This window comes from Nocardia brasiliensis IFM 10847 (assembly GCF_000710915.1).
Taxonomy (GTDB): domain Bacteria; phylum Actinomycetota; class Actinomycetes; order Mycobacteriales; family Mycobacteriaceae; genus Nocardia; species Nocardia brasiliensis_A.
This window is the reverse complement of sequence record NZ_BAUA01000005.1, coordinates 12,676-38,695: the sequence shown is the minus strand read 5'-3', so window position 1 is coordinate 38,695 and position 26,020 is coordinate 12,676. Positions and strand designations below refer to the sequence as shown.

Below are 26,020 nucleotides of genomic sequence, written 5' to 3'. Positions count from 1 at the left end.
TTGGCAGGGACGTCACACCCGCACCCCAGCGACGGAACCTTGTATGGGACCGGTGAGCCGCCACACCAGCGGTTCATGGTCCGAGAGAAAGGAATTCCGTTGCTCAGCAGAACATCGACACCGCTGCGTCGCCGGGTAACCCGCGTCGCGGTGGCGGGGGCGTTGATCGCCCTGCCGCTCGGCGCGCTCGGCGCGACCGCTTCGGCCGAAACACCGGAGCCCGCGGCCGTCCAGCTGACCCAGCCCGACCCGGAAGGCACCGATATCAGCGCACATCCGCGCGGCGGACCGAATTGGCTGCCCGGCGGCGATCAGGGCGGACCGCGGGTGGAGTATCGCGACGGTCCGGGACGGCACGGTCCCGGTGACGGTCCGCGCATCTACAAGGACGAGCCCGGTCCACGGACCCTGCACGTCCGCCCGCCGAGCGGTTCCGCGGGCAGTAGCTGATCTTCGGGTAGTCCCGCGACGACGAAGGCCCACCTCCGCGACGGAGATGGGCCTTCGTTCAGTTGCGGTGGATCAGGCCATGCCCGCGATCCAGTTGTGCATCCAGGACGTGGCGGTCTGCCCGCCGCCGACCGGGTAGCTGCCGTACAGCGTGTGCGCCTGCGACTTGTAGAACCGCTCCAGGTCCTTGGCGCGCTGCTCGTTCGCCGATTCGGTGAGCTGGGCCTGCAGCGCGGGCACCCCGCCGTGCGCGAACAGGTCGGTCATGATGTTGCCCGCCTCGATCTGGTACCGCCACATGTTGGCCGGGTTCATGTCCGAGGCCTGCGCCATGAAGCCCGCGAACCGGGTGACGAAGTCGTCCGGCGCGGTCGCGCAGTACAGGTCGTCGAGCGCGCAGATGGTGCGCGTGCGGTCGCTCAGCCAGCCGAAGCCGCCGACCCGGGGACCGCCGGCGCCTGCGCCGGGCGCGGGCGCGCCGACCTGGACGTCGGTGGGCGAGCGGCGCGGATCGGAGATCAGGCCGACGCCCGCGACCCGGTCGGCCGGGATGGGGCCGAGTCCGGTGCCGATCTCGGCGGCGAGGTCGCCCGCCGCGTCCGCGCCCTGGCTGTAGCCGACGAGCGCGATCTTGGTGGCGCCGCAGGACTTCGCCATATCGGTGATCAGGCCACGCGCCCGGTCGGTGGCTTCCTTCTTCGAGTTGCCGTAAACCTCACCCTCCCAAGGGAAGGCGGTGGCGGCGTAGGTGACGTAGTCGACCTCGGCGGAGCTCGGCAGGTTCCGCGTGACACCGGCGAGCATGCCGGGCTGCGGCTTCTTGTCCTTGCCGGTTTCCCAGGTGCCGGGGATCGCCACCACGTACAGGCTGGGGCAACCCGGGTCGGCACTGGCCGATCCGCCGCCGAACACCAAGCCGGACAGTACCGTCGCGGATGCACCGAGAGCCGCGACAACCTTCTTCAACTGCATACCGCTCCAGTCCAAAACAATGCCCGCCCAGGGCATCCCGACAAGTTGCGCACCAATGCTGGACCGCAGGAGTGACTTTCCAGTGCACGCTGGGTTAACTGGAGCCACCCGGCGATCCGAACGCTGCTGTCCGGCGAACCCACATCCCAAGATCAGCAACGTGCCGGGATCACAATAAAGGTCGCGAGCGCCCGGCGCCATCCCGACCCGCGTCCGATGTCCGATTTCCGTCCGATGCCCAAACCCGCAGCTCCGCACCACATCCCGGCACCAAAACGCCCTGATCAGCCGATAATCCCCCCGCCCGCAGCCATCCGCAATCTGCCAGCAATCGGCACGTCAACCGCGTCGAACACCGATGTGAGCACCTCCAGACCGGTGCCGATGAGGCACGATCCAGGGCCGATCGAACACAGGCGAGCAACCTCTCAGAAAATTAGAGCGCCCTGCCCGCATCGCTCGGCAACGCCGAACCTTCAGCGTCGAATTCCGCAAACGCGCGTGTCGCGTCACACTACCGCGACACGCAAAGAACAAAGGCGTCTGCGGACCGAAGTCCACAGACGCCTTTTCCGCTCCGGTAAGAGAGGGGTTCAGATCATCGCTGGGCGACCATGGTGGGGGTGATCGGAGCGGGAAGCGCCGTCTCACCCTCCAGGAAGCGGTCCACCGCGGCGGCCGCGGCGCGACCCTCCGCGATGGCCCAGACGATGAGGGACTGGCCGCGGCCCATATCGCCCGCGACGAACACGCCGGGGATGTTGGTCGCCCAGCCCTTGTCGCGCTGGACGTTGCCGCGCTGGTCGTAGCCGACGCCGAGTTCTTCGAGCAGGCCCCGCTTTTCGGGACCGGTGAAGCCCATGGCGAGCAGCACGAGATCGGCCTCGAGGGTGAAGTCGGTGCCGTCGACCTTCTCGAAACGGCCGTTGACCATCGTCACCTCGTGCGCCTGCAGGCCGGTGACCTTGCCGTCCTCGCCGACGAAACGCTCGGTGTTGACGGAGAACACCCGCTCGCCGCCCTCCTCGTGCGCCGAGGACACCCGGTACATGAGCGGGTAGGTCGGCCACGGGGTGGAGGAGGCTCGCTCCTGCGGCGGGCGCGGCATGATCTCGAACTGGTGGACGCTCTCGGCGCCCTGCCGGTGCGAGGTGCCGAGGCAGTCGGCGCCGGTGTCACCGCCACCGATGATGACGACCTTCTTGCCCTTCGCGTGGATGGGCGGCAGGCCGTCGGCGTCGGTGACGTCGTCGCCCAGCTGCACCCGGTTGGCCCACGGCAGGAACTCCATGGCCTGGTGGATGCCGTCCAGCTCGCGTCCGGGGATCGGCAGGTCGCGCGCGATGGTCGCGCCGCCGGCCAGCACGATCGAGTCGAACTGCTCGCGCAGCTGCTCGGCGGTGATGTCGACGCCGACGTTCACGCCGGTCTTGAAGATGGTGCCCTCGGCCTCCATCTGCGCCATCCGGCGGTCGATGAAGCGCTTCTCCATCTTGAATTCCGGGATGCCGTAGCGCAGCAGACCGCCGATGCGATCGGCGCGCTCGAACACGGTCACGGTGTGCCCGGCGCGGGTGAGCTGCTGTGCCGCGGCGAGTCCCGCGGGACCGGAGCCGACGACCGCGATCCGCTTACCGGTCAACCGGGTCGGGTAGACCGGGGTCACCCAGCCCTCGTCGAAGGCGTTCTCGATGAGCTCGACCTCGACCTGCTTGATCGTCACCGGGTCCTGGTTGATGCCGAGGACGCAGGACGCCTCGCACGGCGCCGGGCACAACCGCCCGGTGAACTCCGGGAAGTTGTTGGTGGCGTGCAGCCGGTCGATGCCCTCGCGCCACTGCCCCTTGTAGACCAGGTCGTTCCACTCGGGGATCAGGTTGCCCAGCGGGCAACCGTTGTGGCAGAACGGGATACCGCAGTCCATGCACCGGCTGGCCTGACGCTGCAGGGTCTCGTGCGCGAAACCCTGCTCGTAGACCTCTTTCCAGTCCATCAGCCGCAGCGGCACGGGACGACGCGTCGGCAGTTCCCGCTTGGTGTGCTTCAAAAAACCTTGTGCGTCAGCCACGTGCCGCCTCCATGATCGCCTCGTCCACGTCCTTGCCGGCTTTCTCGGCCTCGGAGATGGCGAGCAGTACCTTCTTGTATTCGCGCGGCATGACCTTCACGAAGTGGTTCACCTGCTGCGACCAGTCGCCCAGAATGCGTTCGGCGACAGCCGATCCGGTCTGGTCGCGGTGCTCGGTGATGACGTCGCGCAGCCAGGTGAAGTCGTCACCGGAGAGCTGCTCGACGGCGTCGGCCTGCTCGGGGTTGAGCTTGTCCTCGAAGGTGCCGTCCGGGTTGTAGACGAACGCGACACCACCGGACATGCCCGCACCGAAGTTGCGGCCGGTCTCACCGAGGATGACCACGCGGCCACCGGTCATGTACTCGCAGCCGTGATCGCCGACGCCCTCGACCACCGCGGTGGCGCCGGAGTTGCGCACGGCAAACCGCTCGCCGACCACACCGCTGATGAACGCGTGCCCGTTGGTGGCGCCGAACAGGATCACGTTGCCCGCGATGATGTTCTCTTCCGGCTTGAAGCCGGCGGGCGCGTCGAGCGACGGGCGCACCACCAGGTGGCCACCGGAAAGTCCCTTGCCGACATAGTCGTTCGCGTCACCCTGCACGCGCAGCGTGATGCCGGCGGGCACGAAGGCGCCGAAGCTGTTGCCCGCCGAGCCGGTGAAGGTGATGTCGATGGTGTCGTCGGGCAGGCCCGCGCCACCGTAGAGCTTGGTCACCTCGTGGCCGAGCATGGTGCCGACGGTGCGGTTCACGTTCGTGATCTTGGTTTCGAACTTCACCGCCTGGCCGCGCTCGAGCGCGTCCCGGCTCTGCGTGATCAGCTGCTGGTCCAGCGCCTTGTCCAGGCCGTGGTCCTGGGTCTTGGTGCAGCGCCGGTCCTGGTACATGAACGCGGTCTCGACGTTGTCCAGGATCGGCGACAGGTCCAGCTTGTTGGCCTTGAAATGCTGCTTGGCCTTGGCGGTGTCGAGCAGGTCGACCCGGCCGATGGCCTCGTCCAGCGTGCGGAAGCCCAACTGCGCCAGCAGTTCCCGGACCTCTTCGGCGATGAACAGCATGAAGTTCTCGACGAATTCCGGCTTGCCGGTGAAGCGTTCGCGCAGCACCGGGTTCTGCGTGGCGACACCCACTGGGCAGGTGTCGAGGTGGCAGACCCGCATCATGATGCAGCCCGACACCACCAGAGGCGCTGTGGCGAAACCGTATTCCTCGGCACCGAGCAACGCCGCGATCATCACGTCGCGGCCGGTCTTCATCTGCCCGTCCACCTGCACGACGATGCGGTCGCGAAGTCCGTTGAGCAGCAACGTCTGCTGGGTCTCGGCCAGGCCGAGCTCCCAGGGACCGCCCGCGTGCTTGAGCGAGGTGAGCGGCGAGGCGCCGGTGCCGCCGTCGTGCCCGGAGATCAGCACGACGTCCGCGTGCGCCTTGGACACACCGGCCGCGACCGTGCCGACACCGGGCTCGGCAACAAGTTTCACGTGAATCCGCGCCTGCGGATTCGCGTTCTTCAGGTCGTGGATCAGCTGCGCCAGATCCTCGATCGAGTAGATGTCGTGATGCGGCGGCGGCGAAATCAGGCCGACGCCCGGGGTGGAGTGCCGCACCTCGGCGACCCACGGGTACACCTTGTGCGCGGGCAGCTGGCCGCCCTCACCGGGCTTGGCGCCCTGCGCCATCTTGATCTGGATATCGGTGCAGTTGGTCAGGTAGTGCGCGGTCACGCCGAAGCGGCCGGAGGCCACCTGCTTGATCGCACTGCGCCGCCAGTCGCCGTTCTCCTCCGGCTCGAAACGCGCGGGCGACTCGCCGCCCTCGCCCGAGTTCGACCGGCCGCCGAGGCGGTTCATCGCGATCGCGAGGGTCTCGTGCGCCTCGGCCGAGATGGAGCCGTAGCTCATCGCGCCGGTGGAGAATCGCTTCACGATCTCCGAGGCCGGCTCGACCTCGTCGATCGAGATCGACGCGCGCTCCTTCTTGAACTTGAACAGGCCGCGCAGCGAGGCGAGCCGCTCGGACTGGTCGTCGACCAGCTTGGTGTACTCCTTGAAGATCGAGTACTGCCCGGAGCGGGTCGCGTGCTGCAGCTTGAACACCGTGTCGGGGTTGAACAGGTGGTATTCACCCTCGCGCCGCCACTGGTATTCGCCGCCGACCTCGAGCTCGCGGTGCGCGCGCTCGTTGCGGTTCTCCAGGAACGCGAGCCGGTGCCGCTGGGCGACGTCGGCCGCGATGTCCTCGAGCCCGATGCCGTCCAGGTGCGAGCGCAGACCGGTGAAGTACTCGTCGGCCAGGTCCTGGGACAGGCCGATCACCTGGAACAGCTGCGCGCCGGTGTAGGACGCCAGCGTGGAGATGCCCATCTTGGACATCACCTTCAGCACGCCCTTGCTCGCGGCCTTGTTGTAGTTGGCGACCGCCTTGGCGTAGTCGGCGGCCAGATCGCCGGTACTGCCCGGCATGTCGAGCGCGCCGCGCTCGAGCATGTCCTCGATGGTCTCGAAGGCCATGTACGGGTTGATCGCGGCCGCGCCGAAGCCGACCAGCATGGCCATGTGGTGCACCTCGCGGGCGTCACCGGCCTCGACGACCAGGCCGACCATGGTGCGGGTGCGCTCGCGGACCAGGTGGTGGTGCACCGACGAGGTGAGCAGCAGCGACGGGATCGGCGCCAGCTTCTCGTTGGACTCGCGGTCGGACAGCACGACGATGCGGGCGCCGCCGTCGATCGCGGCCGACACCTGGGTGTTGATCGCCTTGAGCGCCTTACGAAGTCCCTTGCCGCCCTTGGCGACCGGGTACAGACCGCGCACGATCACCGAACGCAGCTCAGGCTGGGAGCCGTCGTCGTTGATGTGCACCAGCTTGGCCAGCTGGTCGTTGTCGATGATCGGCGATTCGATCGCGATCTGCTTGCAGGATTCCGGGCCGGGGTGCATCAGGTCGGCCTCGGGGCCGATCGCGCGGCGCAGGCTGGTCACCACCTCTTCCCGGATCGCGTCCAGCGGCGGATTGGTCACCTGCGCGAACAGCTGGGAGAAGTAGTCGAACAGCAGCCGGGGCCGCGCCGAGAGCACGGCGATCGGGGTATCGGTGCCCATCGAGCCGAGCGCCTCGCCGCCGGTCTTGGCCATCGGCGAGATCAGCAGGTTCAGCTCTTCGGTGCTGTATCCGAAGATCTGCTGACGGATCAGCACGCGATCGTGCGACATGTGCACGTGCGGGCGGTCGGGCAGGTCCTCGAGCTTGGTCACACCCGCGTCCAGCCATTCCTGGTACGGGTGCTCGGCCGCAAGCTGGTCCTTGAGCTCCTCGTCGCCGACGATACGGCCCTGCGAGGTGTCGACCAGGAACATGCGGCCGGGTTGTAGTCGGACCTTGCGAACCACCTTGGACGGGTCGATGTCGAGCACGCCGACCTCGGAGGCCATCACGACCAGGCCGTCGTCGGTGACCCAGATGCGGCTGGGGCGCAGGCCGTTTCGGTCGAGCACAGCGCCGACCACGGTGCCGTCGGAGAAGCACACCGAGGCCGGGCCGTCCCACGGCTCCATCAGCATCGAGTGGTACTCGTAGAACGCGCGGCGGCGCTGATCCATCTTCTCGTTGCGTTCCCACGCCTCGGGGATCATCATCAGCACCGCGTGGGGCAAGCTGCGGCCGCCGAGGTTCAGCAGTTCCAGCACCTCGTCGAAGCGCGCGGTATCGCTCGCCCCCGGGGTACAGACCGGGAAGATCTTCTCCAGGCGGTTGTTGCCCGCCGAGTCGATGCCGAAGATGTCCGAACGCAGCAGCGCCTCGCGGGCCCGCATCCAGTTCTCGTTACCGGTGACGGTGTTGATCTCACCGTTGTGCGCGACCCGGCGGAACGGGTGCGCCAGCGGCCACGAGGGGAAAGTGTTGGTGGAGAAGCGCGAGTGCACGATGCCGAGCGCCGATTCCACCCTGCCGTCCTGCAGATCCAGGTAGAAGGCGCGCAGCTGCGGCGTGGTGAACATGCCCTTGTAGACGAAGGTCTGGCCGGACAGGCTCGGGAAGTACACCGACTCCTTGCCGACCGCGCCCTCGCCGGAACCCGACTTGCCGAGTTCGTGCTCGACCCGCTTGCGGATGACGTACGCGCGCCGCTCCAGGTCCATGCCGGACAGCTGCTCGGCCGCCCCACGCGGCGAGCCGATGAAGATCTGCCGGAAGGTGGGCATCGCGTCGCGGGAGAGCGCACCGAGCGACGACTCGTCGATCGGCACCGCACGCCAGCCGAGAACCTCGAGGCCCTCTTCCTTGACGATCTTCTCCACGCCGTACGCGGCGCGCGCGGCCTCGCGACGGGCCTGCGGCAGGAAGGCGATACCGGAGGCGTAGGAGCCCTCCGGCGGCAACTCGAAGTCCACGATCGCGCGGAAGAAGCGATCCGGAAGCTGGATCAGGATGCCTGCGCCGTCACCACTGTTGGGTTCCGCGCCTGCGGCACCACGGTGCTCCAGGTTCAACAGAGCCGTAATAGCCTTGTCGACGATGTCGCGGCTGCGGCGGCCGTGCATGTCGACGACGAACGCGACACCGCAGGCGTCGTGTTCGTTCGCCGGGTCGTAGAGCCCGACGGGGCCAGGTGACCTGTGGCCAGGAAGTTGCATCATGCCTCTGCCTTCAAGAAGGGCGTTCGACGAAAACGAAATGGGCTATTTCGTCGGAATGCCTCCGTACAAGACTGCGCCCGTACGTTCCGAAACCAGCCGCGCTGATGGTCTTCGGCGTGCAGTCACGTCTCCAGTTGTTTCACCCGCTTCAGTGACGTAGTGGGTGCTCGTCGGTAACGGATCCCTAACAAGATCCTTACCTCCGCGCGGGTTCCGGCCCGCTACGCTGAGCACCGGTCAGGAGCTGCCCCGAGCGGGCGAGTGGGCCGAGCATTCTGTGTTCGGCGTAAGAGCAAACGATAAGTCAGGTCCGAGGCCCAACCAACTTAGGCTGTGCTAATAACTAGGTCTAGCTGGGCTTCTTCATTCGGTCCTCCACGTGTGCGCGTCGTCCAGTGTAAAGCAGCAGGCACCGCATGATCGATCCCGCGGCGTCCGGTGCCGACTACTGACGGTCGGCGCGGGAGAGCGGCTCGAAACCTCGCGAAACGGTCAGAAAAACGCTCTCACCTGCATCGCAGATGATTTCCCCGGCGAAGCATCCGGCAAACCACCGAAGGGCGGCTAACTCGGAAGCCGGGTGAATGAGATATTTCCGACAGGCTCCTGACGAGCCACGCATGCGATCCGACCGTCCGGCCTCTTTTGTCCGCTGTGGGCTTCAGCACATATTCAGCTAACGCCGGTCAGTGGTGTTCGACACATTTCTATGGCCGAAAGCTATCCACTCTTACGCCGTAATCGACGTGACTTATTGCGGAATGGACGGCCCTTTACCGAATATTCGCCAGCCGATCCGGCTTTCATCGTCGAGTTCAACTCGAGAGAACGTCTTACGGCGTCAGCTCGACGCGGTTCCGGCGGCGCGCACCAGCGTTGCGCGGGACCACAAAGTTTCGGGTGGAAGGGTGCGCCGGGCGCACAGTTGTACCGCGCCGAGTTCGGGAACAAGCACAAATAGGGGTCCGGACGAACCTCGCTCAGCGCGGCGCGCAGAGCACCACCGCGGCACGCACCAGCGCCGCCTGATGCAGCGCGTCCGTGCGACCCGCCGTGAACACGCCGAAGACGCTGCGCGCCACCCGTTCCGCACAGTCCGGCGCGGTCAGCTCGGCGCGTTCGGCGGCCAACTGGTCGACGATCTCGACGTTCACCCGATCGATCACCGGCCGCACCGACAGCAGATCCGGCGGCGCGGTGGGCGCGGACCCGGCATCGAAGCGCCAAGCGGTGATCAGACCGCGCTGCACGATCTTGTTGGCCTCGATCTGCCCGGAGAACACCTGTCGCACCCAGTTCTCCGGCAGGTCACGACCGGCGCCGAGCTGGGTCATCGCGTCGTAGACCGCGGCCTCCCTGGCCGGATCGTCGATGGTGGGCTCGGTGCCGGTGCGGGCGGCGCCTGCCCATTTCGCCGCGGCCACGGCGTCGGCGGTCTGCAACCGCTCGAGCACCAGGCCCACCAGACGGTCCAGCGCCTCGGGCGTGTCGGCGTCCGCCCTAAGCGGGGACATGACCAGCGCGGCCGACACCACCAGCAGTGCGGCCAGCCGCGGCGTCGCGCGTCGCGTGGTCGTGGCCGCGCGTCGGACGAAACGAATACGCATGAGCTGACCTCCCGAGATGGCACGCCTGGCAACGGATCATCGATCGAGAGTAGAACCCGCAGGTGAATCGGCGCCGACACCGCCTCGGGCCGTTTGTGAGCCTGGCCACATACGCCCGCTCGTACTCGGTGTGTCGGGGACGGTCCTGTCACGCTGTGACCACGAAACCGTGACGGTTTCGCTCGCTAGCGGTGTCCGCGAAATCGACTGGGACGAAGAGGATGTGAGTTCCCATGACCGTCACCGGCTTGTTCACCTGGCTCGGCGGGGGTCAGCCCAACGATGTCGCCTACCGCCACGAGCGCACCGGATACGCCGTCACCGGCGCGGTGGTGCTGCTCTTCGCGCTCGTTTCCACGCTGGTCACGGCGTTCGCCCTGGGCTCGGTCGGTACCTGGCCGGTGCTCGGTGTGCTCGCGGTCGCGCTGCTCGTCGGGGCACTGGCCTGCGCGATCGCACGGGCCCTGGCCACGCCGCGGCCGGATCGGATGCCGGACAAACTCGGCCTGCTCGCGCGCGTCGCGCTGGCGGTGCTGACCGGTGGGCTGATCGCCGAACTCGCGGCGATCGTGGTCTTCGGCGGCAGCGTCGACCGCACGTTGGACGAACGGGCCCAGCGCGACACCGCTTCCGCGCCACAGGTCGTCACCGCGCGCACCCAGCTCGACCGGGCGCGCGAGGACCGGACCGCGCTGGATCGAGCCATCGCCAAGGCGCAGGACGACATCGATCGCACCATGACGATCGCGCGCTGCGAACTGAACCCGGGCCCGGAGTGCCCGCAACAGTTGATCACCCGGGTGCCCGGCCGCGGCCCGGAAGCAGAGGTCGCCAACGACATGCTCGACGACGCTCGCAAGCAGCTCGCCGTCGCGCAGGCCCGGGTAGAGCCGGCCGACCAGCGTGTCGCGGAGGCCGAAAAGGCCGTCACGGCAGCCGAATCCGCCGCCTTCACCGCGGCCGACCGCGGTCTGGGCGCGCGCTGGCAGGCGATGAACGACTACACCACCCACCATGCGGGCGCCATGCCGCTGCGCATCCTGACGATCATCGCGGTGATCGCGCTCGCGCTGTTGCCGCTGCTGCTGCGCTGGTGGCGCGGGGACACCTCGTTCGATCGGGCCACCGCCGCGCTCGCCGTGCGGGACCAGGCCGAGCAGGACGCCGAGGCCGCCATCGCGGTGAAGCAGGCCGAGGTCCGCGCCGCGGCCGAGCACCTGCGCGCCGAACAACGCCTCACCTCGGCCCGGCTCGCCGTCGAGGCGGACACCGCCATCGACCGGGAGCGCCAGCGCACCAGGATCATCGCGGCCGTCGGCGGTGTGGAGTTCGGCATCACCGAACCGGCCCGCCGACCCGAACTCCCAGCCGCACCGGCTGACGAACGAAAGGACAGCTCCGTGTCTGCCGAAGGATTCGTGACACCGAACCTGCCCGCCCCCGTCGCCTCGGGCGCCCTCGCACCGCAGGACGCCCGGACGCTCGCGCCCAAAACCGGTGGTGGCCTGGAACTTCCGTTGATCGGCACGGTGCCGTTCACCGACACCGCGGCCCGCCTGATCCGGCCGCTGGTCCCCGCGTTCGTGGCCAACGCGATCGACAACGCCACGCACCCGCTGCGCACCGCCAAGCAGGCCTTCGAGGAGGTCGAGGAGATCACCTTCACGCTGCGCCGCACCCGCAAGGTCACCGTGGACACCCAGGATTCGCACGGGACGAGCGGCTACCAGCTCGCGCCGGGTTCGCCCGAGGCGGCGCACGCCCAGCGCATCGCCGCCACCGTGGTGGACGCGGACTACCGGCAGCAGGACCCGCGCTACTCGCCCGCTCACCCGGGAGCGCAACCCTATGGTCTGCCGAACGCCCGGCACGACGAGCTGACCGGCCGCGATCCGCACGAGCTGCCCGCTGGCGGCCGACGCGAGCTGCCGCGCGGCCACTGAGTGCCTACCGTGGGGGCCATGCGACGCGTTCGAGCGAACCTGGCCCGCACGGTCTCGGCGCGCGGCAGCGCCGCGGCCGAGCGCTGCCCCATCCGACAGGAACTCCGGCAGCGGCACGCGCACGATCGCACCCCTACCAGGCGGCACATGGTCGGCTCGCGGCCGCGTCCGTCCACCGTGCCGACCAATGCCGTCCGGCCCCGACCTGCGACCCGCTGCACCCGCCTCGAGCAACGAACACAACCGCTCATCGATGCGCTCGGGCAGTCGTGGACCTCGGGTCCTGCGCTTCGCGGATGGCCCGGAATAGGCTTTTCTCCCATGACCCGCACTGACGTCTCCCCGGCCGCGTTCGGGTCGCGGCTGCTCGGGCCCGTGGACGAATCCTCGGGGATGCGCCGGATCCGGGTGCAGTTGCTGCTGACCGTGCCGACGGTGGCCGCGAATCTGGCCGGGATGGCGGTCACGTTCGCGCTGATCGGCTTCGTGCTGCCCGGACCGACGGTGTTCACCCGGGAACTGCTGCTGCTGAACATCATCGCGACACCCCTGTACACGGCGCTCGCGCTGTTGATCGGGATCTGGTGGGGCACCGTCGGCGGGCTGCGCGCCCTGCGCTGGGCCACCGATCCCGACCAGATACCCACCGAGGCCGAGCAGATCGCGGCGTCGGCCGTCCCGCGCCGCCTCGTGGTGCGGCAAGCCGTGCTGTGGTTCACCGGAGCCGCCGTGCTCACCCCGCTCTACGGTGTGGTCGAGCCCGCGCTCATTCCGAAGATCCTGCTGGGCATCGGGTTCAGCGCCGTGGTGGTGTGCGCCAACAGCTACCTGATCGCCGAGTTCGCGCTGCGCGTGGTGACGGCGCGGGTGCTGGACGCGGCGCCGTCGCGCCGGCGCCGCGGCATGGGCGTGTTCGTGCGCTCGCTGATCGCGTGGATGCTCGGCACGGGCGTGCCGGTGACCCTGTCGATGATCGTCGCGGTGTGGGCGCTGGCCGACTCCTCGGTGAGCACGGCCCGGCTCGCGGTCTGCGTGCTCTCGCTCGGCGGGGCCACGCTGGTGTTCGGCCTGCTGCTGATGATGCAGACCGTGGCGGCGACCATCGCGCCGATCCGCGGGGTGCGGCGCGCCCTGCGCCAGGTGGAGGACGGCGACCTACAGGTGACGATCACCGTGTACGACGGCACCGAACTCGGCGAGCTGCAAAGCGGTTTCAACCACATGGTGGAGGGTCTGCGCGAACGCGAACAGATCCGGGATCTGTTCGGCAAGCACGTCGGGCGCGAGGTGGCCGACGCCGCGCTGGCGGGCAACCCGACCCTCGGCGGCGTGGAATGCGAGGCGGCCGCGCTGTTCGTCGATATCGTCGGCTCGACCACGATGGCCGCGACCGTACCCGCACCCGAGATGGTCGCCATCCTCAATCGCTTCTTCGACATCGTGGTGGACGAGGTCGAGGCGCACGGCGGCCTGCTCAACAAGTTCGAGGGCGACGCCGCGCTCGCCGTCTTCGGCACGCCCGCAGTGCTTTCCGACGCCCCCGGCGCCGCCCTGGCCTGCGCCCGCGCGATCCGGCGCCGCCTCGACACCACCGCCGACGACTTCATCGCCGCGATCGGGGTGGCGGCGGGTCGCGTCGTCGCGGGCAATGTCGGCGCCCGGCAGCGCTATGAGTTCACCGTCATCGGCGACGCGGTAAACGAGGCCGCCCGGCTCTGCGAACTCGCCAAACAGGACGACCTGTTGCTCGCCTCCGCGAACACGGTGAAGGCCGCGGGTGTGGGCGAAGCGGCGCACTGGCAGCTCGGCGACTCCGTCACGCTGCGCGGTCGGCTGACCCCGACCCAACTGGCCCGCCCGACCGCCGAGTAGTTCCCGCACCGGTTCCGGCGTCGCACACTCGTTTTCGCACGGCGAAAGCCGCGTGACCCACCACGCCAGCGCACCCGCCCCGGAAACCGGAGCGGGTGCGCAGGGATCACGACCGAGCCGTGCGCAACCGGAACGCCACCCAGGCGGCGACCAGCAGGATCGACGCCGTGCCGACGGCGGCGAAGTGGATGCCGGAGACGAACGCCTCGTGCACCGAGGCGAGGAAGGCCCCCGCCACCGATTCCGGCAGCTGCTGAGCGAAAGCCGTAGCAGCGCCCAGTGATTCGGACGCGACACCGACCTGGTCGCTCGGCACGTGGCTCAGGTCGAGCCCGTTGCGGAAGATCGCCATCACCACGCTGCCGAGGACGGCCACGCCCAGCGCGATACCGGTCTCGTACGCCGTTTCCGACACCGCCGCCGCGGCGCCGGCCCGCTCGGCCGGTGCCGAGCTGACCACCAGGTCCGCCGAAACCGTCAGCGCGACACCGACACCCGCCCCGATGAACAGGAACCCGAGGATGAACGGCGTCGTGCTGGTCGCCGCGTCCGGACCGAGCCACAGGAACAGGGCCGAACCGATCGCGGCCACGGTCAACGCGCCGCCGAGCACCCGGCCCGGCGCCAGCCGGCGCACCAGCCAGGCCGCGGCGAGCGAGGCGACCACGCTCATCGCCAGCCCGGGCAGCAGCAGCAATCCGGCTTGCAACGGCGTCCGGCCGAGCACCAGTTGCAGGTACTGCGAGCCGAAGAACAGCACACCGGCCAGCGCGAACACCGCGAGCAGATTGGTGAGCACCGCGGTGCGGAACCTGGGCAGTGCGAACAACTTCAGGTCCAGCATCGGCTGAGCCAGCGTCCGCTGCCTGCGCACGAACAGCACGCCGGCGATCGCGCCGACGACCGCGACCAGGGTCGTGGTCACCGCGAAACCGTGCGCCGCCGTCTCCTTCACCGCGTAGACGATCGGCACCAGCGCGAGCATGGACAGCCCCGCGCTCGCCAGGTCGAAGCGACCGGGGTTCGGGTCCCGCGATTCCGGAATCAGGAACGGGCCCAAGCCGATCAGCACCAGCATCACCGGCAGGTTCACCAGGAACACCGATCCCCACCAGAAGTGCTCGAGCAGCCAGCCGCCGAGCAGCGGACCCGCCGCCGCGCCGCCGCCCGCCATCGCGCTCCACACCGCGATGGCCACGGTCCTCTGCCGCGGATCGAGGAACATCGACCGGATCAGGCCCAGGGTCGCGGGCATGAGCGTCGCGCCGGCGACACCCTGCAGGACCCGGGCGCCGATCAGCATCTCGGGCGATACCGCCCAGGCGGCGAGCAGCGAGGCGACACCGAATCCCGCGGCGCCGATCAGCAGCAGCCTGCGGCGGCCGATCCGGTCGCCCAGGTTGCCCATCATCACCAGCAGGCCGGCCAGCACGAACGAGTACACGTCGATGATCCACAGCAGCTGCGGTGTGGTGGGCGCCAGGTCGGCGCTGATCGCGGGCACCGCCAGGTCGAGCACCGTCGCGTCGACCGCGAGCAGCAGCAGGGCCAGCGCGAGTACGGACAGCCCGGCCCATTCGCGCGCGCCGGCGCGGGGTGGCGTCTCGGACCCGGTCGGCCGGGTGGTCTTGGTCTGGGTGGTCATGACTTTCTCGACTTCCGTCGCGTGTTTTTTCTTACCGTCCAGACGGTACAGTAACAGACCTTACCGTCCAGCCGGTATAGTTCTGCGCTGTGACGGCCAATACCCGCGACCGGATTCTGGACGCGCTCGAATCGCTGCTCCTGGAAAAGGGCATGTCGCACGTGACGCTGGAGAACGTCGCGGCGACCGCAGGCGTCTCCAAGGGCGGCCTGCTGTATCACTTCAAGAGCAAGGACGCGCTGCTCGCCGGCCTCGTACGACGGCTCACCGAACGCGCTACCCAGCAGCTGACCAGCGCCACCGACCGGGGACAGTCGGTCGTCGAGTGGTACCTGCAGACCCCGAACCCGGACAACGCCGACGAAGCCGTGGAGCTCGAGGTCTACCGCTCGATGCTGGCGACCATGCGCACCATCGACGCCGCGAACAGCGCGGAGGCCGACGAGGTGCAGCAGGCCCTGATCGAGATGATGAATTCCTGGTCCGACGATCTGGACCAGGAGATCGAGGACCCGGTGCAGGCCGATATCGTCCGGCTGGTCGGCGACGGCGTGTACCTGCGAGCCCTGCTCGGCCTGCCACCGATCGATCCGGCCCGCTACCGCCGCGTGGTGGACCGGCTGCTGCAGCGCTGATCGCGCGGCCGCGCCGGTTACACTCGGCCCGTGCTACCAGCTGCCGACCCGGCCGGTGCCGTCGGGGCGGGAGACGATCCGGCACCAGGGTCACCTGGAACGACGGTGCCGATCCGTCCGATGACCTTCCGTGAACTCCTGGATGTGCCGTTCGCGCTGATCCAGGCGAATCTGCCCGCGCTGCTGCGGGTGAGCCTGCCCGGCATCGTGGTCGCCGAGCTCGTGGTCGTCGCGCTCACCGCGGTTTTCTCGTCCCTCACCGAAGGCTCTGACGCGGGTACCGCGTGGGCGGCGATCCTGTCCACGGCGGCCTGCGTGTGGGTGCTGCGTTTCGTGCTGCGCGGCACGACCGTGGCGATCGGGCTGGGGAGTATCGCGGGCGCTCCGATCGGCGCGGCCACCGCGCTCGGGCGGTTGAGCGCGACGGCCGGGGCGCTGCTCGTGTTCCAGGTGCTGTACACCCTGGTCGGGGTGAGCGTGCTCGCGCTGAGCGGCGTACTGATCATCACGCTGCCGTTCGGCGTGCTCTGGCTGGGCTGGTTGCGCGCCAAACGGTTCGTCGCGGTACCGGTGATGTTCGTCGAGCAGGCCCCACATCGCGGCGCCGTGGCTCGGTCGAAACTGCTTGTCGCCGGGGCGGACTGGCAGTTCACCTGGCTGTGGGTCGCGCACCGCTGCCTGCTCGCGCTGCTCTGCGTGCCGCTGCTGGGTATTCCGTTCTATCTGTCGGATTTCTCCGGCACCCGGCGCTGGGCGATCATTGTGCTGCTCACCTCGGGTGCGCTGCTGATCGCCGCGTTCGGCGAGATCGTCGAGTCGGCCACCCGGGTGGTCGGCTACGTCGACCGGCGCTGCCGCCGTGAGGGTTTGGACATCCACGTGCCAGGCACCGAGGCGCGATGAACGACTTCCACGACACCAACGACTTCCGCGACAACGCAGCGCCGTTCGACGCAGGCTCGGACCAGCCGCCCGGCCCACCGCGCCTCGGCGCCGCCGCCGAACATCGCGCGGCCGCCGAACAGGCCGCGCAGCGCCGCGATTTCGATGCCGCGCTGCGGGAACGTTTTCGCGCCGTGCTGCGGGGCTTGGAGCAGCGCGGCGTACTCGAGGTCCGCCGCTCTCGCACCGCCCGGGAGACCGCCGACGACGTCACGACCGCGCTGCCCAGCGACGGCGCGACCGAATTGCACCCCGCCGCACACAGTTTCGACGAGGTGGTCTACGGCGGCCGCCGGGCGACCGAGGACGAATACCGCAGGCTCGAATACGCCGACCGGTTCTCCGAAGCCGCCCCGCCGCCGGTGGTGCCGCCCACCGAGGTCGAGGTCAGCGAGCAGGCGCCGCGCACCCGCAGGCGAGTGCCGCCGCTGCCCGCGCTGCTGCGCGACCCGCGGTTCTGGGCCGGTCTCGCCGGACTCGCCGCGCTCTTGCTGCTGCTCTATGCCGCGCTGCAATCGTGCGGTGCGCCGACCGCGCCCGAGCCGCCGAACCCTTCGAAGCCGCCGACACCGCCGCGGCCCAGCGGGTCCGGCTCCGGGTCGGGTTTCGGAGCGGGCGACGACCCGATCTGGGAGCGGTTACCCGCACCGGTGTTCTTCGGCGCGGTGCAATTCCTGATCGCCGCCGCGGTCGTGGTCTGGTGGCGGGCGCGCAGGCGCGGCGCCCTGGTGCGCGAACCGCGCCCGGTCGAGGTCGCCGCGAACGAACTGCTGGCCGGGCAAGCCGCGCTGTACCGGCGCTCGAAGGACTACGAGCACGTCGCCGCGAAACTGCGCGGGGCCACCCTACGCCGGATCCGCCCGACCCTGGGTCTGACCGCCGATACCCCGCCGGAACGGCTCGTCGGCGCGCTGGCCGCGCGCACCGGCACCGACCCCGCCCAGCTCGGCACCGCGCTGTACGGGCCGGTGCCCGACGTGGAAACGCTGGAACTCGTCGCCACCCAACTCGAATGGCTCGAGGCGGAGCTCGGATGAGACCGCAGCCGCCGCACGCTTGCCCGGCCGCCGGGAACCCCCACCTGACACTGGAGGTCCAATGACCATTCCCACCGACACCAACCACGGCCCCACCGCCGCGGAGGCGGGCGCGGCGTTCACCGCGTTGCGCGCCGAGATCGGCAAGGCGGTGGTCGGCAACGACAACGCGATCATGTACCTGGTGCTCGCGCTGCTCTGCCGCGGGCACGTGCTGCTCGAGGGGGTGCCCGGGGTGGCGAAGACGCTGCTGGTGCGGGCGTTGGCGACGGCGTTGGACCTGCAGCACACCAGGGTGCAGTTCACCCCGGACCTGATGCCGGGCGATGTCACCGGCTCCCAGATCTACGATCCGCACTCGGCCGAGTTCACCTTCCGGCACGGACCGGTGTTCACCAATCTGCTGCTGGCCGACGAGATCAACCGCACGCCCCCGAAAACCCAGTCGGCGCTGTTGGAATCGATGGAGGAGCGCCAGGTTTCGGTGGACGGCAAGCCGCGGCCGCTGCCCGACCCGTTCGTCGTGGTCGCCACGCAGAACCCGATCGAGCAGGAGGGCACCTATCCGCTGCCGGAGGCCCAGCTGGACCGGTTCCTGTTCAAGGTCGACGTCCAACTGCCCGGCCGGGAAGACGAATTCCGCATCCTGCAGCGCCACGCCGCCGGCTTCGATCCGCGCGATCTGGTCGCGGCGGGCCTGCGTCCGGTGGCCGGCCCGGCCCATATCGCCGCGGGCCGCGCCGCCGTCGGCACGGTGACGATCAGTCCCGAAGTGCTCGCGTACACGGTCGACATCTGCCGGGCCACCCGGATGGCTCCGGCGGTGCAGCACGGCGCGTCCACCCGTGGCGCGACCGCGCTGATGGCGGCCGCGCGCGCGTTCGCCTGGTTGAACGGGCGCGGGTTCGTCACCCCCGACGACGTGAAATCCGTTGCCGTCGCGGTACTCCGGCACCGGTTGCAGCTGCGGCCGGAGGCGGAGCTGGACGGCGTGACCACCGAGGGTGTCATGACGTCGCTGCTGCTCTCGGTCCCGGTTCCGGTGTAGCGGTGCGCGCCCGCCCCGCCGATTCCGTCGGCCGCCCCCAGCCGGTGGTCACCGGCCGCCTCGCCGCACTCGCGGGGGTGCTGGCGCTGCTCGTCACGTTCGTCGTGCCGTCCTGGATCGGCGTGGTCGTGGCGACCGCGATACTGGCCGCCGCCGTGCTGTTCGACCTCGGCACGGTGGGCCGGGCCGGTGATCTCGGCCTGTCCCGGCCGCCGCTGACCACCGTCCGGCTGGGTCGCGCCACCGAGGTGGAACTGGTCGCGGTGAACAACGGCGCCAAGCCGCTGCGCGGCATCGTGTGGGACGACTGGCCCGACAGCGCCCGCGCCGAAAACCGCACGCACCGGCTGGATCTCGCGCCCGCCACGCTGGTCCGCTGGCGCACCACGCTCACCCCGGCCCAGCGCGGTGACCGGGTGGCGGGCGCGGTGACGGTGCGGCTGATCGGCCCGCTCGGGCTCGCCGGAACGCAGTCCCGGCGCCGGGTTCCGGCCCGGGTGCGCGCACTGCCGCAGTTCCGCAGCGAGCGGCTGCTGCGTTCGAAAGTCAAACGGCTGCAACACCTCGAGGGCCGCAACGTGGCCAACCTGCGCGGACAGGGCACCGAATTCGATTCGTTCCGCGAGTACGTCGCGGGTGACGACGTGCGCGCCATCGACTGGCGCGCCACCGCCCGCGCGACCGACGTGCTGGTGCGCACCTGGCGTCCCGAACGCCACCGGCACATGCTGATGCTGCTGGACACCGGCCGGATCAGCGCGGGCCGGGTCGGCGACGGCACCCGGCTGGACGCGGCCGTCGAGGCGGCGCTGCTGCTCGGCGGGCTCGCCGCGGCGGCAGGCGACTCGGTCGATCTGCTGGCCTTCGACCGCGAACCGCGCGCCGAGGTGCGCGGCATCAGCGGAAAAGGGTTGCAGCTGAAGCTGATGCACGCGATGGCGGGGGTCACCCCGGAACTCGTCGACACCGACAGCGCGGGCCTGGTGCGCGCCGCCATCCAGCGCACCCGGCGGCGCAGCCTGATCGTCTGGTTCACCAGCCTCGACGGTGCCGCGGTCGAGGAGAACCTGCTGCCGGTGCTGCCGACCCTGGCCCAGCGCCACCGCGTGCTGATCGTCTCGGTCACCGATCCCGACATCGCCGCGGCCGCCGCCCGCCGCACCGGCCGGGCCGATCTCTACCCGGCCGCGGCCGCCGAAACCATCCTCGCCGAGCGCGCCCTCGTCCAGGAATCGCTGCGTCGCACCGGTATCGCGGTGGTCGCCGCCTCCCCCGACCGCCTCCCCGAGGCCCTCGCCGACGAATACCTCGAACTCAAACAGTCCGGCACCATGTAGTCCGGCGGCACCGGAATTCGGCGTGCCGCCGACACCGCGAGGCGCATGATGGACCCATGTCCGATCTTGCCTCGTTCGTCCGCGGGTTGCCCAAGGCCGAGTTGCATCTGCACTTGGAGGGGACGCTCGAACCCGAGTTGAAGTTCCGGCTGGCGCAGCGCAACGGAATGGAGCTGCCCCAGCGGACGGTCGACGAGATCAAGCAGACCTACCAGTTCCATGACCTGACGTCGTTCCTCCAGGTCTACTACCCCGCCATGGCGGTGCTGCAGGAACCGGCGGACTTCCATGACCTGGCCTTCGACTACCTGACCAGGGCGCACGCGCAGGGCGTGCGGCATGTCGAGATGTTCTTCGACCCGCAGGCGCACACCGGGCGCGGTGTCCCGTTCGCCACCGTGATCAACGGATATCGCTCGGCCATCGTGCAAGCCCGGCGCGAATTCGGCATCTCGGCCGAGCTGATCCTGTGCTTCCTGCGCGACTACTCCGCCGAGTACGCGATGGCGACACTGCTGGAGGCGCTGCCGTACCGCGACTGGATCATCGGGGTCGGGCTCGACTCCGACGAGCGGGGCAACCCACCGAGCAAGTTCGCGGCCGTGTTCGCGCGCGCCCGCCGCGAAGGTTTCCTGCTGACCATGCACTGCGATATCGACCAGCAGGATTCGATCGAGCACATCCGGCAGGCGCTGGAGGACATCGCCGTCGACCGCCTCGACCACGGCACCAATATCGTCGAGGACGAACGGCTGGTCGAACTGGCCAAGTCCAAGGGGATCGGGCTCACCTGTTGTCCGGTGTCGAATTCGTTCGTCACCACCCAGATGAAGTCCGACGAGATCGTGGCCCTGCTCGGCCGCGGACTCACCGTGACGATCAACAGCGACGACCCCGCTTACTTCGGCGCCTACGCCGCGGACAACTACGTGGCGCTGGCCGAACACGCGGGACTCGACCGGGCGCAGCTGATCACGCTCGCGAAGAACTCTTTCCGGGCCTCGTGGATCACCCCGGCCCGACTGGATCGCTTCCTCCAGGAGGTCGACGACTACGCCGCCACCTAGCCCGCGGTGTTCGCGCGCCTCACTGCACCGCGACGCCGGGAACCGCGGGTGGCCCGATCGGGCCGCGCGGAAACACCGGGAACAGCGGCGGTGGCAGCACGCGGCGTTGCCGCTCGGCGATGATCGCACCGAGGATCTGCAACGGCGGGTAGCCGCTCGGCGCGGGCACCTGCAACCGTGCGCAGACCGCGGCGACGAGCGCGCTGCCCAGCTGATGCTGTACCTGCGGCGTGAGGGTCTTGAACCGGCTCAGGTACTGCCGGACCGCGAGCGCCAGATCGTCCGGCAATCCGGCCAGTTCCAACTGCGCGGTCCAGCCGACCAGCCACGGCGGCGGCACCGCGAGCAACGGCGCCGGCAGCGCGCGCTGCGCGTGCACCACCACGGTGCCCGCCAGCACATCGCCGACCCGGCGCGCGTTCGGAGAACACACGGAGGTGAGCACGGCGACCGCGCCGAGCGCACCGAGCATCCAGAAGTCGACGATGGCGCTGGCCAGTCCGCGGGTGAGCGCGTGCCGGAAGTCGATCGGGCCGCCGTCGGCGCGCACCACCCGCAGGCCCAGCAGCAGTTTCCCGAGCGTCCTTCCGCGCGAAAGGGTTTCGCATGCCACCGGATATCCCACCAGCACGGTGACGAGGGTGACGATCACCGCGACACTCAGCCAGGCCGTGTCCGCCCCGTTGGGCAGCAGCAGGGCGACGGCCAGCACGAACAGCACCGAAGCCAGCGCGAACTGTGCCACCGCGTCGATGAGGAACGCGGCGGCCCGCGTCGGGATCCGGGCGATCGGCAGCTCGAGCGCGACCGCTTCGCCGGTGGTGAATTCAGCCATGTCGATAGCATTCTTGCGACCGGCGGTAGTGGGAGGCAACCGATGGACGTAGACGCATACAGTTTCGCGCACCGCAGGGCGTGGGAGCGGCTGGATCAGCTGTCCGCGCGCGGCAAGCTCTCCGGCGCGGAGGCCGACGAACTCGTCATGCTGTACCGGCGCACCTCTCAGCAGCTGGCCAGGTTGCAGTCGCACAGTCCCGATCCCGAACTGATCGCCGGTTTGAGCGCGATCCTCACGCGGGCGCGCGGACGAGTGCTCGGCAGCAGGGCCGACACCTGGTCGGAGATCGGCCGGTTCTTCACCCATCGCTTTCCGGCCGCGCTGTATCGGACCTGGCCGTGGTGGGCCGGCGTCGCGGCGGTGTTCCTGCTCGTCTCCGCCGGTCTGGCCATCTGGGTGGACCGATTCGATTCGGCGCGTACGGTTCTCGGCATCCCCGACGACACCAGCGGGCTGACGGCGCGCGGCGGCGCGTTCGAGACCTACTACTCCGAGCATCCGCAGGGCGCCTTCGCCGCACAGGTGTGGACCAACAACGCGTGGGTGACCGCCATCGCCCTGTTCACCGGCGTGCTGATCCTGCCCGCGGTGTATCTGCTGTTCATGAACGCGCTCAACCTGGGTGTCTCGGCCGGGCTGATGGCCGATGCCGGGCGCCTCGACGCGTTCTTCGGGTTCATCCTGCCGCACGGCACGCTCGAGCTGACCGCGATTTTCGTCGCCGGAGGCGCGGGTCTGAAATTGGGTTGGACGCTGATCGACCCGGACCGGCTGAGCCGCGTGGAGGCGGTGGCGCGCCAAGGCCGGGCCACCGCGACGATCGCGCTCGGGTTGGTCGGGGTGCTGCTGGTGTGCGGCTGCATCGAAGGGTTCGTGACGCCGAGCCCGCTGCCCGCCCCGGTGCGCATCGCCATCGGGTTCACCGCGGAAGCGTTTTTCCTGGTCTACGTGTTCGGTGTGGGCCGGCGCGTGGTCCTGGACAAGGCCGAGCACGAAGCGGAGACCTCGGGTGCCGGGGTGATCGGTGGCGCGCAGACAACCGCGAGCACACGCTGAGCGAAGTGGGTTCGGGCAACCGACAGCTACGCCGTGTCACGGTTCGGTTGCGGTATCCCCCATTTGAGTTCCGCTGGCCGCAGCGAGTCGTGCTCAGCTGCGGCCAGCGTTGCCGTTGACTCTACACAATCGTTATGCCGATGCAACCCTCGTCGCTCGTGTCAAGCGTATAAAGCAGCGAGCCAGCTAACCCTTGTGAGAGCATGGTTTTTCAGAGTTCTAGCTAACTCGTAGCGCTCGCCGGAACCCCGGATTCGGGGCATCGATTTTCGCGCCCTCCCACGAATCCGCAGGTCTCGCTTTATCCGTTTCGTGGCGGTACAAACATTCCCCGGGCGATTAGCTGCCCTCCCGACGTAGATCAGTCGATGTTCCGCCGCAGGCGGCCCTAGCTGCATGTTCAGCGCAGAAGTTGGCGATAGCTGGACAATGGATGAACAGAAAGCGACTTCAGGTCTGTTTACGGCGTATTTAACACGACGTGTGCCTAGTTGAACGGCCCGTGCACATGCGTGTGTCATGACAAGATCAGGAATAACCAGACATTGCGGAGCCGTCGCAACCAGGCGCGGGAGGCGCGGGTTCAGCACCACGGCCGCAACTTTCGCATCCGGTGTGATCTTCGCCTCACCTGCGGCGCAGACCCGGCGAAAGGCGCGAAATCGACACGGGGGCAAGCGTTCCGCGGCACAGACACGCGGGGGCGACACACCGGAACGCCGCGAGCGCTCCCTTGCGCTGGCCTATCGCCACGAACGGTGGCGGCGACGCGTGCTCAGGACGTCCGGCGTTTCCACACCGCCCGTCCGGCTCGTGCACAGGCTGGGCATGACGCGTACTCCACCACTGTGCACAGGTTCGGCACACCTTGTCGCCACCGCTGTGCATGCGGCCCGATGGCATCGATGTCCACACGCCGGCACCCTCCGCCCATCCCCAATGGGGACGGAGCGTCAACAGCTCTGCCGGTCGCTTTCCGCACCCGGCCACGCTTTCATCCACAGCCTCGAGCCAGGCGTTTCGGGATGCGGCACCGCCGGATTCTCGAGGTCGCGGCGGCAAAGCGGAGATGAACAGCGTCCGGCCATCCAGAAACAACCGACAGCATCATCCACAGCCTCGCAGTACGGGCCACCGAAGCTGGCGAACCCTACCGACCCCCGCTGTCGACGGCTTATCCCCAGCGGACCACGCCTGGCCATCCTCGAGCAGCGCACAGCTCTATCCACAGGACGGAGCCGCCCCCAACCACCTGTGGATAACCGCCGAACCGATCTGTGCGACACCGGTATCCGGATCACCTCGGTCGAGATGGCAGCGCCGGGAGCGGGACTCAGCCGATGCGCAGAATTCCGGTGATCGTGCCCTGCAACACCCGCCCGCCGCGGGTGAGCAACGGCGAAGTCTGCAACGGGTCGTCGATCAGCGTGCCGGGCAAGGGATGTCGTGCGGTCACCGCTCCGGTTGCCGGATCGAGCACGGTGAACGCATAGCCGTCCAGTGGTGTCGTCGTATCCGGACCCACCCGGGCCACGGTGTACACCGCCGCGTCGGGAATGGACAGGCGCGGCACGGCCGCGCTGCGCACCTCGTTCTCCCACACCGTGTGACAACCGTTTTCATCCACATCGACCCTGGTCATGCCGCCGACGAACGGCGCGGTGGACGGCACCGCAGGGCCCGCGTCCTCCGGCACCTTGGGATAGGGATAGCCGTAGGTGCTCGCGACGAAGACGGAGCGGCCGATCCCGATCGGCGAATTCTCGCTGCCCGCACCGCCCTTCGTCAGCACCGGCTGCGTGCACACCAACTGACCGGTGCCCGAACGGAATACCAACGCGTTGACCTGTCCGTCGGCGTTGTCGACGATGGTCAGATAGTCGGCCCCGGTATCCGGCCCGAAGTACGTGGGCGTCGACCCGGTGCCCCAGCTGAGTTGCCCCGGCTTGCGCGCGGAGCCGCGGTCATAGGCCGCGCGCCACTGGATCTCGGGCCGGCCCGCGCTATCGGCCGACAACTCATAGAGCGCGTGCGTCGTCGCCACCGCGATCCGCCCGCTCGGCGCCGCCGAAATGCTGTTGGCCACCTGCTCCCCCGCGGGCAGCGCCACCGTCGCGATGGCGCCTGCGGGCGTGACCAGCCCTGCCACGCCGCGACCCGTCGCGAACCAGACGTTGCCCGACCAGTCCGGCACCAGCCCGGTCACGTTGTCCCCCAACGGGATCACCGCACTGAGATCCGCCGCGACCGCGCTCGTGAACTGCCACGTCCCGGCCGTGTCGCGCGAATGCCCGATGCGGAGCAGCCGGTTGCCGCCGTCCACGACGACGAGGCGATCCGCGTTGTCCAGGTAGGCGTAGACGCCGCCGAGCAGACTGCCCTTGGTCAGCGGGAGCGCGGCGAGCGAATGCCCGACCGGTCCGGTGGCCGCCGGATCGAGCAGATGCACCGTCGGGATCTGCCCGGCGATCGCCGTGCACAGCGCGACCACCAGGTTGTCGGATCCCTCCAGCAGCGTGGGGCAGGCCGAGAGCAGCGGATATCCGGCGAGCGGCACCGCTGCCGTACCGGGTCCGGCCAGCGGCGTGGCGTCCGAGGAACCCGCATCGCCGTGCATGGTCGAGGTGCCGAGTGGGCCGAGGAACGGGTTGGCCGGGGCGAGCGGTCCCCACGGCGCGGCGGCCGCGGCCGAACCGGGCCACGCCATGAGGAGACAGCCGGCCAGAAACATCAGCAGCGTACGCATCGCGGTCTCTCGGGTCGGTGACACTGCGTCCGATCGAACCGAAACGGGCGCTCTCGGCACAGTATTGGAAACGTCGATGATCCGAACTGCCACGCCGCGATGGATACCATGGCCC

17 protein-coding genes are annotated in these 26,020 nt (G+C 69.1%); 10 read left to right on the top strand and 7 right to left on the bottom strand.

Annotated elements, in window-relative coordinates:
* Positions 1-99: 99 nt before the first annotated feature.
* Complete coding sequence (locus NBRGI_RS00770; protein ID WP_148310639.1) at positions 100-450, top strand: hypothetical protein; 351 nt, start codon at positions 100-102, stop codon at positions 448-450.
* A gap of 72 nt (positions 451-522) precedes the next feature.
* Here NBRGI_RS00770 and NBRGI_RS00765 read toward each other — a convergent pair whose 3' ends face one another.
* The 4 genes from NBRGI_RS00765 to aroQ form a co-directional block, all read right to left on the bottom strand.
* Complete coding sequence (locus tag NBRGI_RS00765; protein ID WP_029892299.1) at positions 523-1,422, bottom strand: cutinase family protein; 900 nt, start codon at positions 1,420-1,422, stop codon at positions 523-525.
* A gap of 598 nt (positions 1,423-2,020) precedes the next feature.
* On the bottom strand, positions 2,021-3,490 hold the full coding sequence (locus NBRGI_RS00760) for a glutamate synthase subunit beta (RefSeq protein WP_029892298.1): 1,470 nt from the start codon (positions 3,488-3,490) through the stop codon (positions 2,021-2,023).
* Positions 3,483-8,132, bottom strand: a complete 4,650-nt coding sequence (gltB, locus tag NBRGI_RS00755; protein ID WP_029892297.1) for a glutamate synthase large subunit — start codon at positions 8,130-8,132, stop codon at positions 3,483-3,485. The genes NBRGI_RS00760 and gltB overlap by 8 nt, the downstream gene beginning before the upstream one ends.
* A gap of 980 nt (positions 8,133-9,112) precedes the next feature.
* Entirely contained in the window at positions 9,113-9,739 is a 627-nt protein-coding gene (aroQ, locus tag NBRGI_RS00750; protein WP_051727385.1) for a gamma subclass chorismate mutase AroQ, read from the bottom strand.
* Positions 9,740-9,972: 233 nt separating this feature from the next.
* On the opposite strand from aroQ, the gene NBRGI_RS00745 reads away from it, so the two are divergent.
* Positions 9,973-11,682 carry a DUF4407 domain-containing protein gene (locus NBRGI_RS00745; RefSeq protein WP_029892295.1) on the top strand — a complete coding sequence of 570 codons (1,710 nt, stop codon included), beginning with the start codon at positions 9,973-9,975 and terminating at the stop codon, positions 11,680-11,682.
* Between the two features lie 321 nt (positions 11,683-12,003).
* Positions 12,004-13,554, top strand: a complete 1,551-nt coding sequence (locus NBRGI_RS00740; RefSeq protein ID WP_029892294.1) for an adenylate/guanylate cyclase domain-containing protein — start codon at positions 12,004-12,006, stop codon at positions 13,552-13,554.
* Positions 13,555-13,660: 106 nt separating this feature from the next.
* Here NBRGI_RS00740 and NBRGI_RS00735 read toward each other — a convergent pair whose 3' ends face one another.
* Positions 13,661-15,199: an MFS transporter gene (locus NBRGI_RS00735; protein WP_029892293.1), complete on the bottom strand. Its 1,539-nt coding sequence runs from the start codon at positions 15,197-15,199 to the stop codon at positions 13,661-13,663.
* An 89-nt stretch (positions 15,200-15,288) separates the two neighbouring features.
* Here NBRGI_RS00735 and NBRGI_RS00730 point away from each other — a divergent pair, with 89 nt between their 5' ends.
* The 6 genes from NBRGI_RS00730 (at position 15,289) to add (ending at position 21,265) form a co-directional block, all read left to right on the top strand.
* The gene (locus NBRGI_RS00730; protein ID WP_029892292.1) at positions 15,289-15,834 is read left to right on the top strand and encodes a TetR/AcrR family transcriptional regulator; all 546 of its coding nucleotides are present in this window, start codon (positions 15,289-15,291) and stop codon (positions 15,832-15,834) included.
* A 105-nt stretch (positions 15,835-15,939) separates the two neighbouring features.
* The gene (locus NBRGI_RS00725; protein ID WP_235210803.1) at positions 15,940-16,737 is read left to right on the top strand and encodes a hypothetical protein; all 798 of its coding nucleotides are present in this window, start codon (positions 15,940-15,942) and stop codon (positions 16,735-16,737) included.
* Positions 16,734-17,813: a DUF4129 domain-containing protein gene (locus NBRGI_RS00720; protein ID WP_029892290.1), complete on the top strand. Its 1,080-nt coding sequence runs from the start codon at positions 16,734-16,736 to the stop codon at positions 17,811-17,813. The genes NBRGI_RS00725 and NBRGI_RS00720 overlap by 4 nt, the downstream gene beginning before the upstream one ends.
* A 61-nt stretch (positions 17,814-17,874) precedes the next feature.
* Positions 17,875-18,861 (top strand): AAA family ATPase, encoded by a 987-nt coding sequence (locus tag NBRGI_RS00715; RefSeq protein ID WP_029892289.1) that lies wholly within the window; start codon positions 17,875-17,877, stop codon positions 18,859-18,861.
* Between the two features lie 2 nt (positions 18,862-18,863).
* Entirely contained in the window at positions 18,864-20,198 is a 1,335-nt protein-coding gene (locus tag NBRGI_RS00710) for a DUF58 domain-containing protein (RefSeq protein WP_148310638.1), read from the top strand.
* A 56-nt stretch (positions 20,199-20,254) separates the two neighbouring features.
* A complete protein-coding gene (gene add, locus NBRGI_RS00705; RefSeq protein ID WP_029892287.1) occupies positions 20,255-21,265 on the top strand; it encodes an adenosine deaminase in 1,011 nt (336 codons plus the stop codon).
* Between the two features lie 19 nt (positions 21,266-21,284).
* On the opposite strand, the gene NBRGI_RS00700 is transcribed toward add, so the two are convergent.
* Complete coding sequence (locus NBRGI_RS00700; protein ID WP_036556877.1) at positions 21,285-22,100, bottom strand: RDD family protein; 816 nt, start codon at positions 22,098-22,100, stop codon at positions 21,285-21,287.
* Between the two features lie 42 nt (positions 22,101-22,142).
* On the opposite strand from NBRGI_RS00700, the gene NBRGI_RS00695 reads away from it, so the two are divergent.
* Positions 22,143-23,159 carry a stage II sporulation protein M gene (locus NBRGI_RS00695; protein ID WP_029892285.1) on the top strand — a complete coding sequence of 339 codons (1,017 nt, stop codon included), beginning with the start codon at positions 22,143-22,145 and terminating at the stop codon, positions 23,157-23,159.
* A gap of 1,333 nt (positions 23,160-24,492) precedes the next feature.
* On the opposite strand, the gene NBRGI_RS00690 is transcribed toward NBRGI_RS00695, so the two are convergent.
* On the bottom strand, positions 24,493-25,905 hold the full coding sequence (locus NBRGI_RS00690) for a hypothetical protein (RefSeq protein ID WP_029892284.1): 1,413 nt from the start codon (positions 25,903-25,905) through the stop codon (positions 24,493-24,495).
* Between the last annotated feature and the right edge of the window lie 115 nt (positions 25,906-26,020).

Coding starts and splice junctions, on each gene's coding strand:
- NBRGI_RS00765 (WP_029892299.1), bottom strand. CDS start 1,422: ATGCAGTTGAAGAAGGTTGTCGCGGCTCTCGGTGCATCCGCGACGGTA.
- gltB (WP_029892297.1), bottom strand. CDS start 8,132: ATGATGCAACTTCCTGGCCACAGGTCACCTGGCCCCGTCGGGCTCTAC.
- aroQ (WP_051727385.1), bottom strand. CDS start 9,739: ATGCGTATTCGTTTCGTCCGACGCGCGGCCACGACCACGCGACGCGCG.
- NBRGI_RS00745 (WP_029892295.1), top strand. CDS start 9,973: ATGACCGTCACCGGCTTGTTCACCTGGCTCGGCGGGGGTCAGCCCAAC.
- NBRGI_RS00740 (WP_029892294.1), top strand. CDS start 12,004: ATGACCCGCACTGACGTCTCCCCGGCCGCGTTCGGGTCGCGGCTGCTC.
- NBRGI_RS00735 (WP_029892293.1), bottom strand. CDS start 15,199: ATGACCACCCAGACCAAGACCACCCGGCCGACCGGGTCCGAGACGCCA.
- NBRGI_RS00720 (WP_029892290.1), top strand. CDS start 16,734: ATGAACGACTTCCACGACACCAACGACTTCCGCGACAACGCAGCGCCG.
- NBRGI_RS00715 (WP_029892289.1), top strand. CDS start 17,875: ATGACCATTCCCACCGACACCAACCACGGCCCCACCGCCGCGGAGGCG.
- add (WP_029892287.1), top strand. CDS start 20,255: ATGTCCGATCTTGCCTCGTTCGTCCGCGGGTTGCCCAAGGCCGAGTTG.
- NBRGI_RS00700 (WP_036556877.1), bottom strand. CDS start 22,100: ATGGCTGAATTCACCACCGGCGAAGCGGTCGCGCTCGAGCTGCCGATC.
- NBRGI_RS00695 (WP_029892285.1), top strand. CDS start 22,143: ATGGACGTAGACGCATACAGTTTCGCGCACCGCAGGGCGTGGGAGCGG.
- NBRGI_RS00690 (WP_029892284.1), bottom strand. CDS start 25,905: ATGCGTACGCTGCTGATGTTTCTGGCCGGCTGTCTCCTCATGGCGTGG.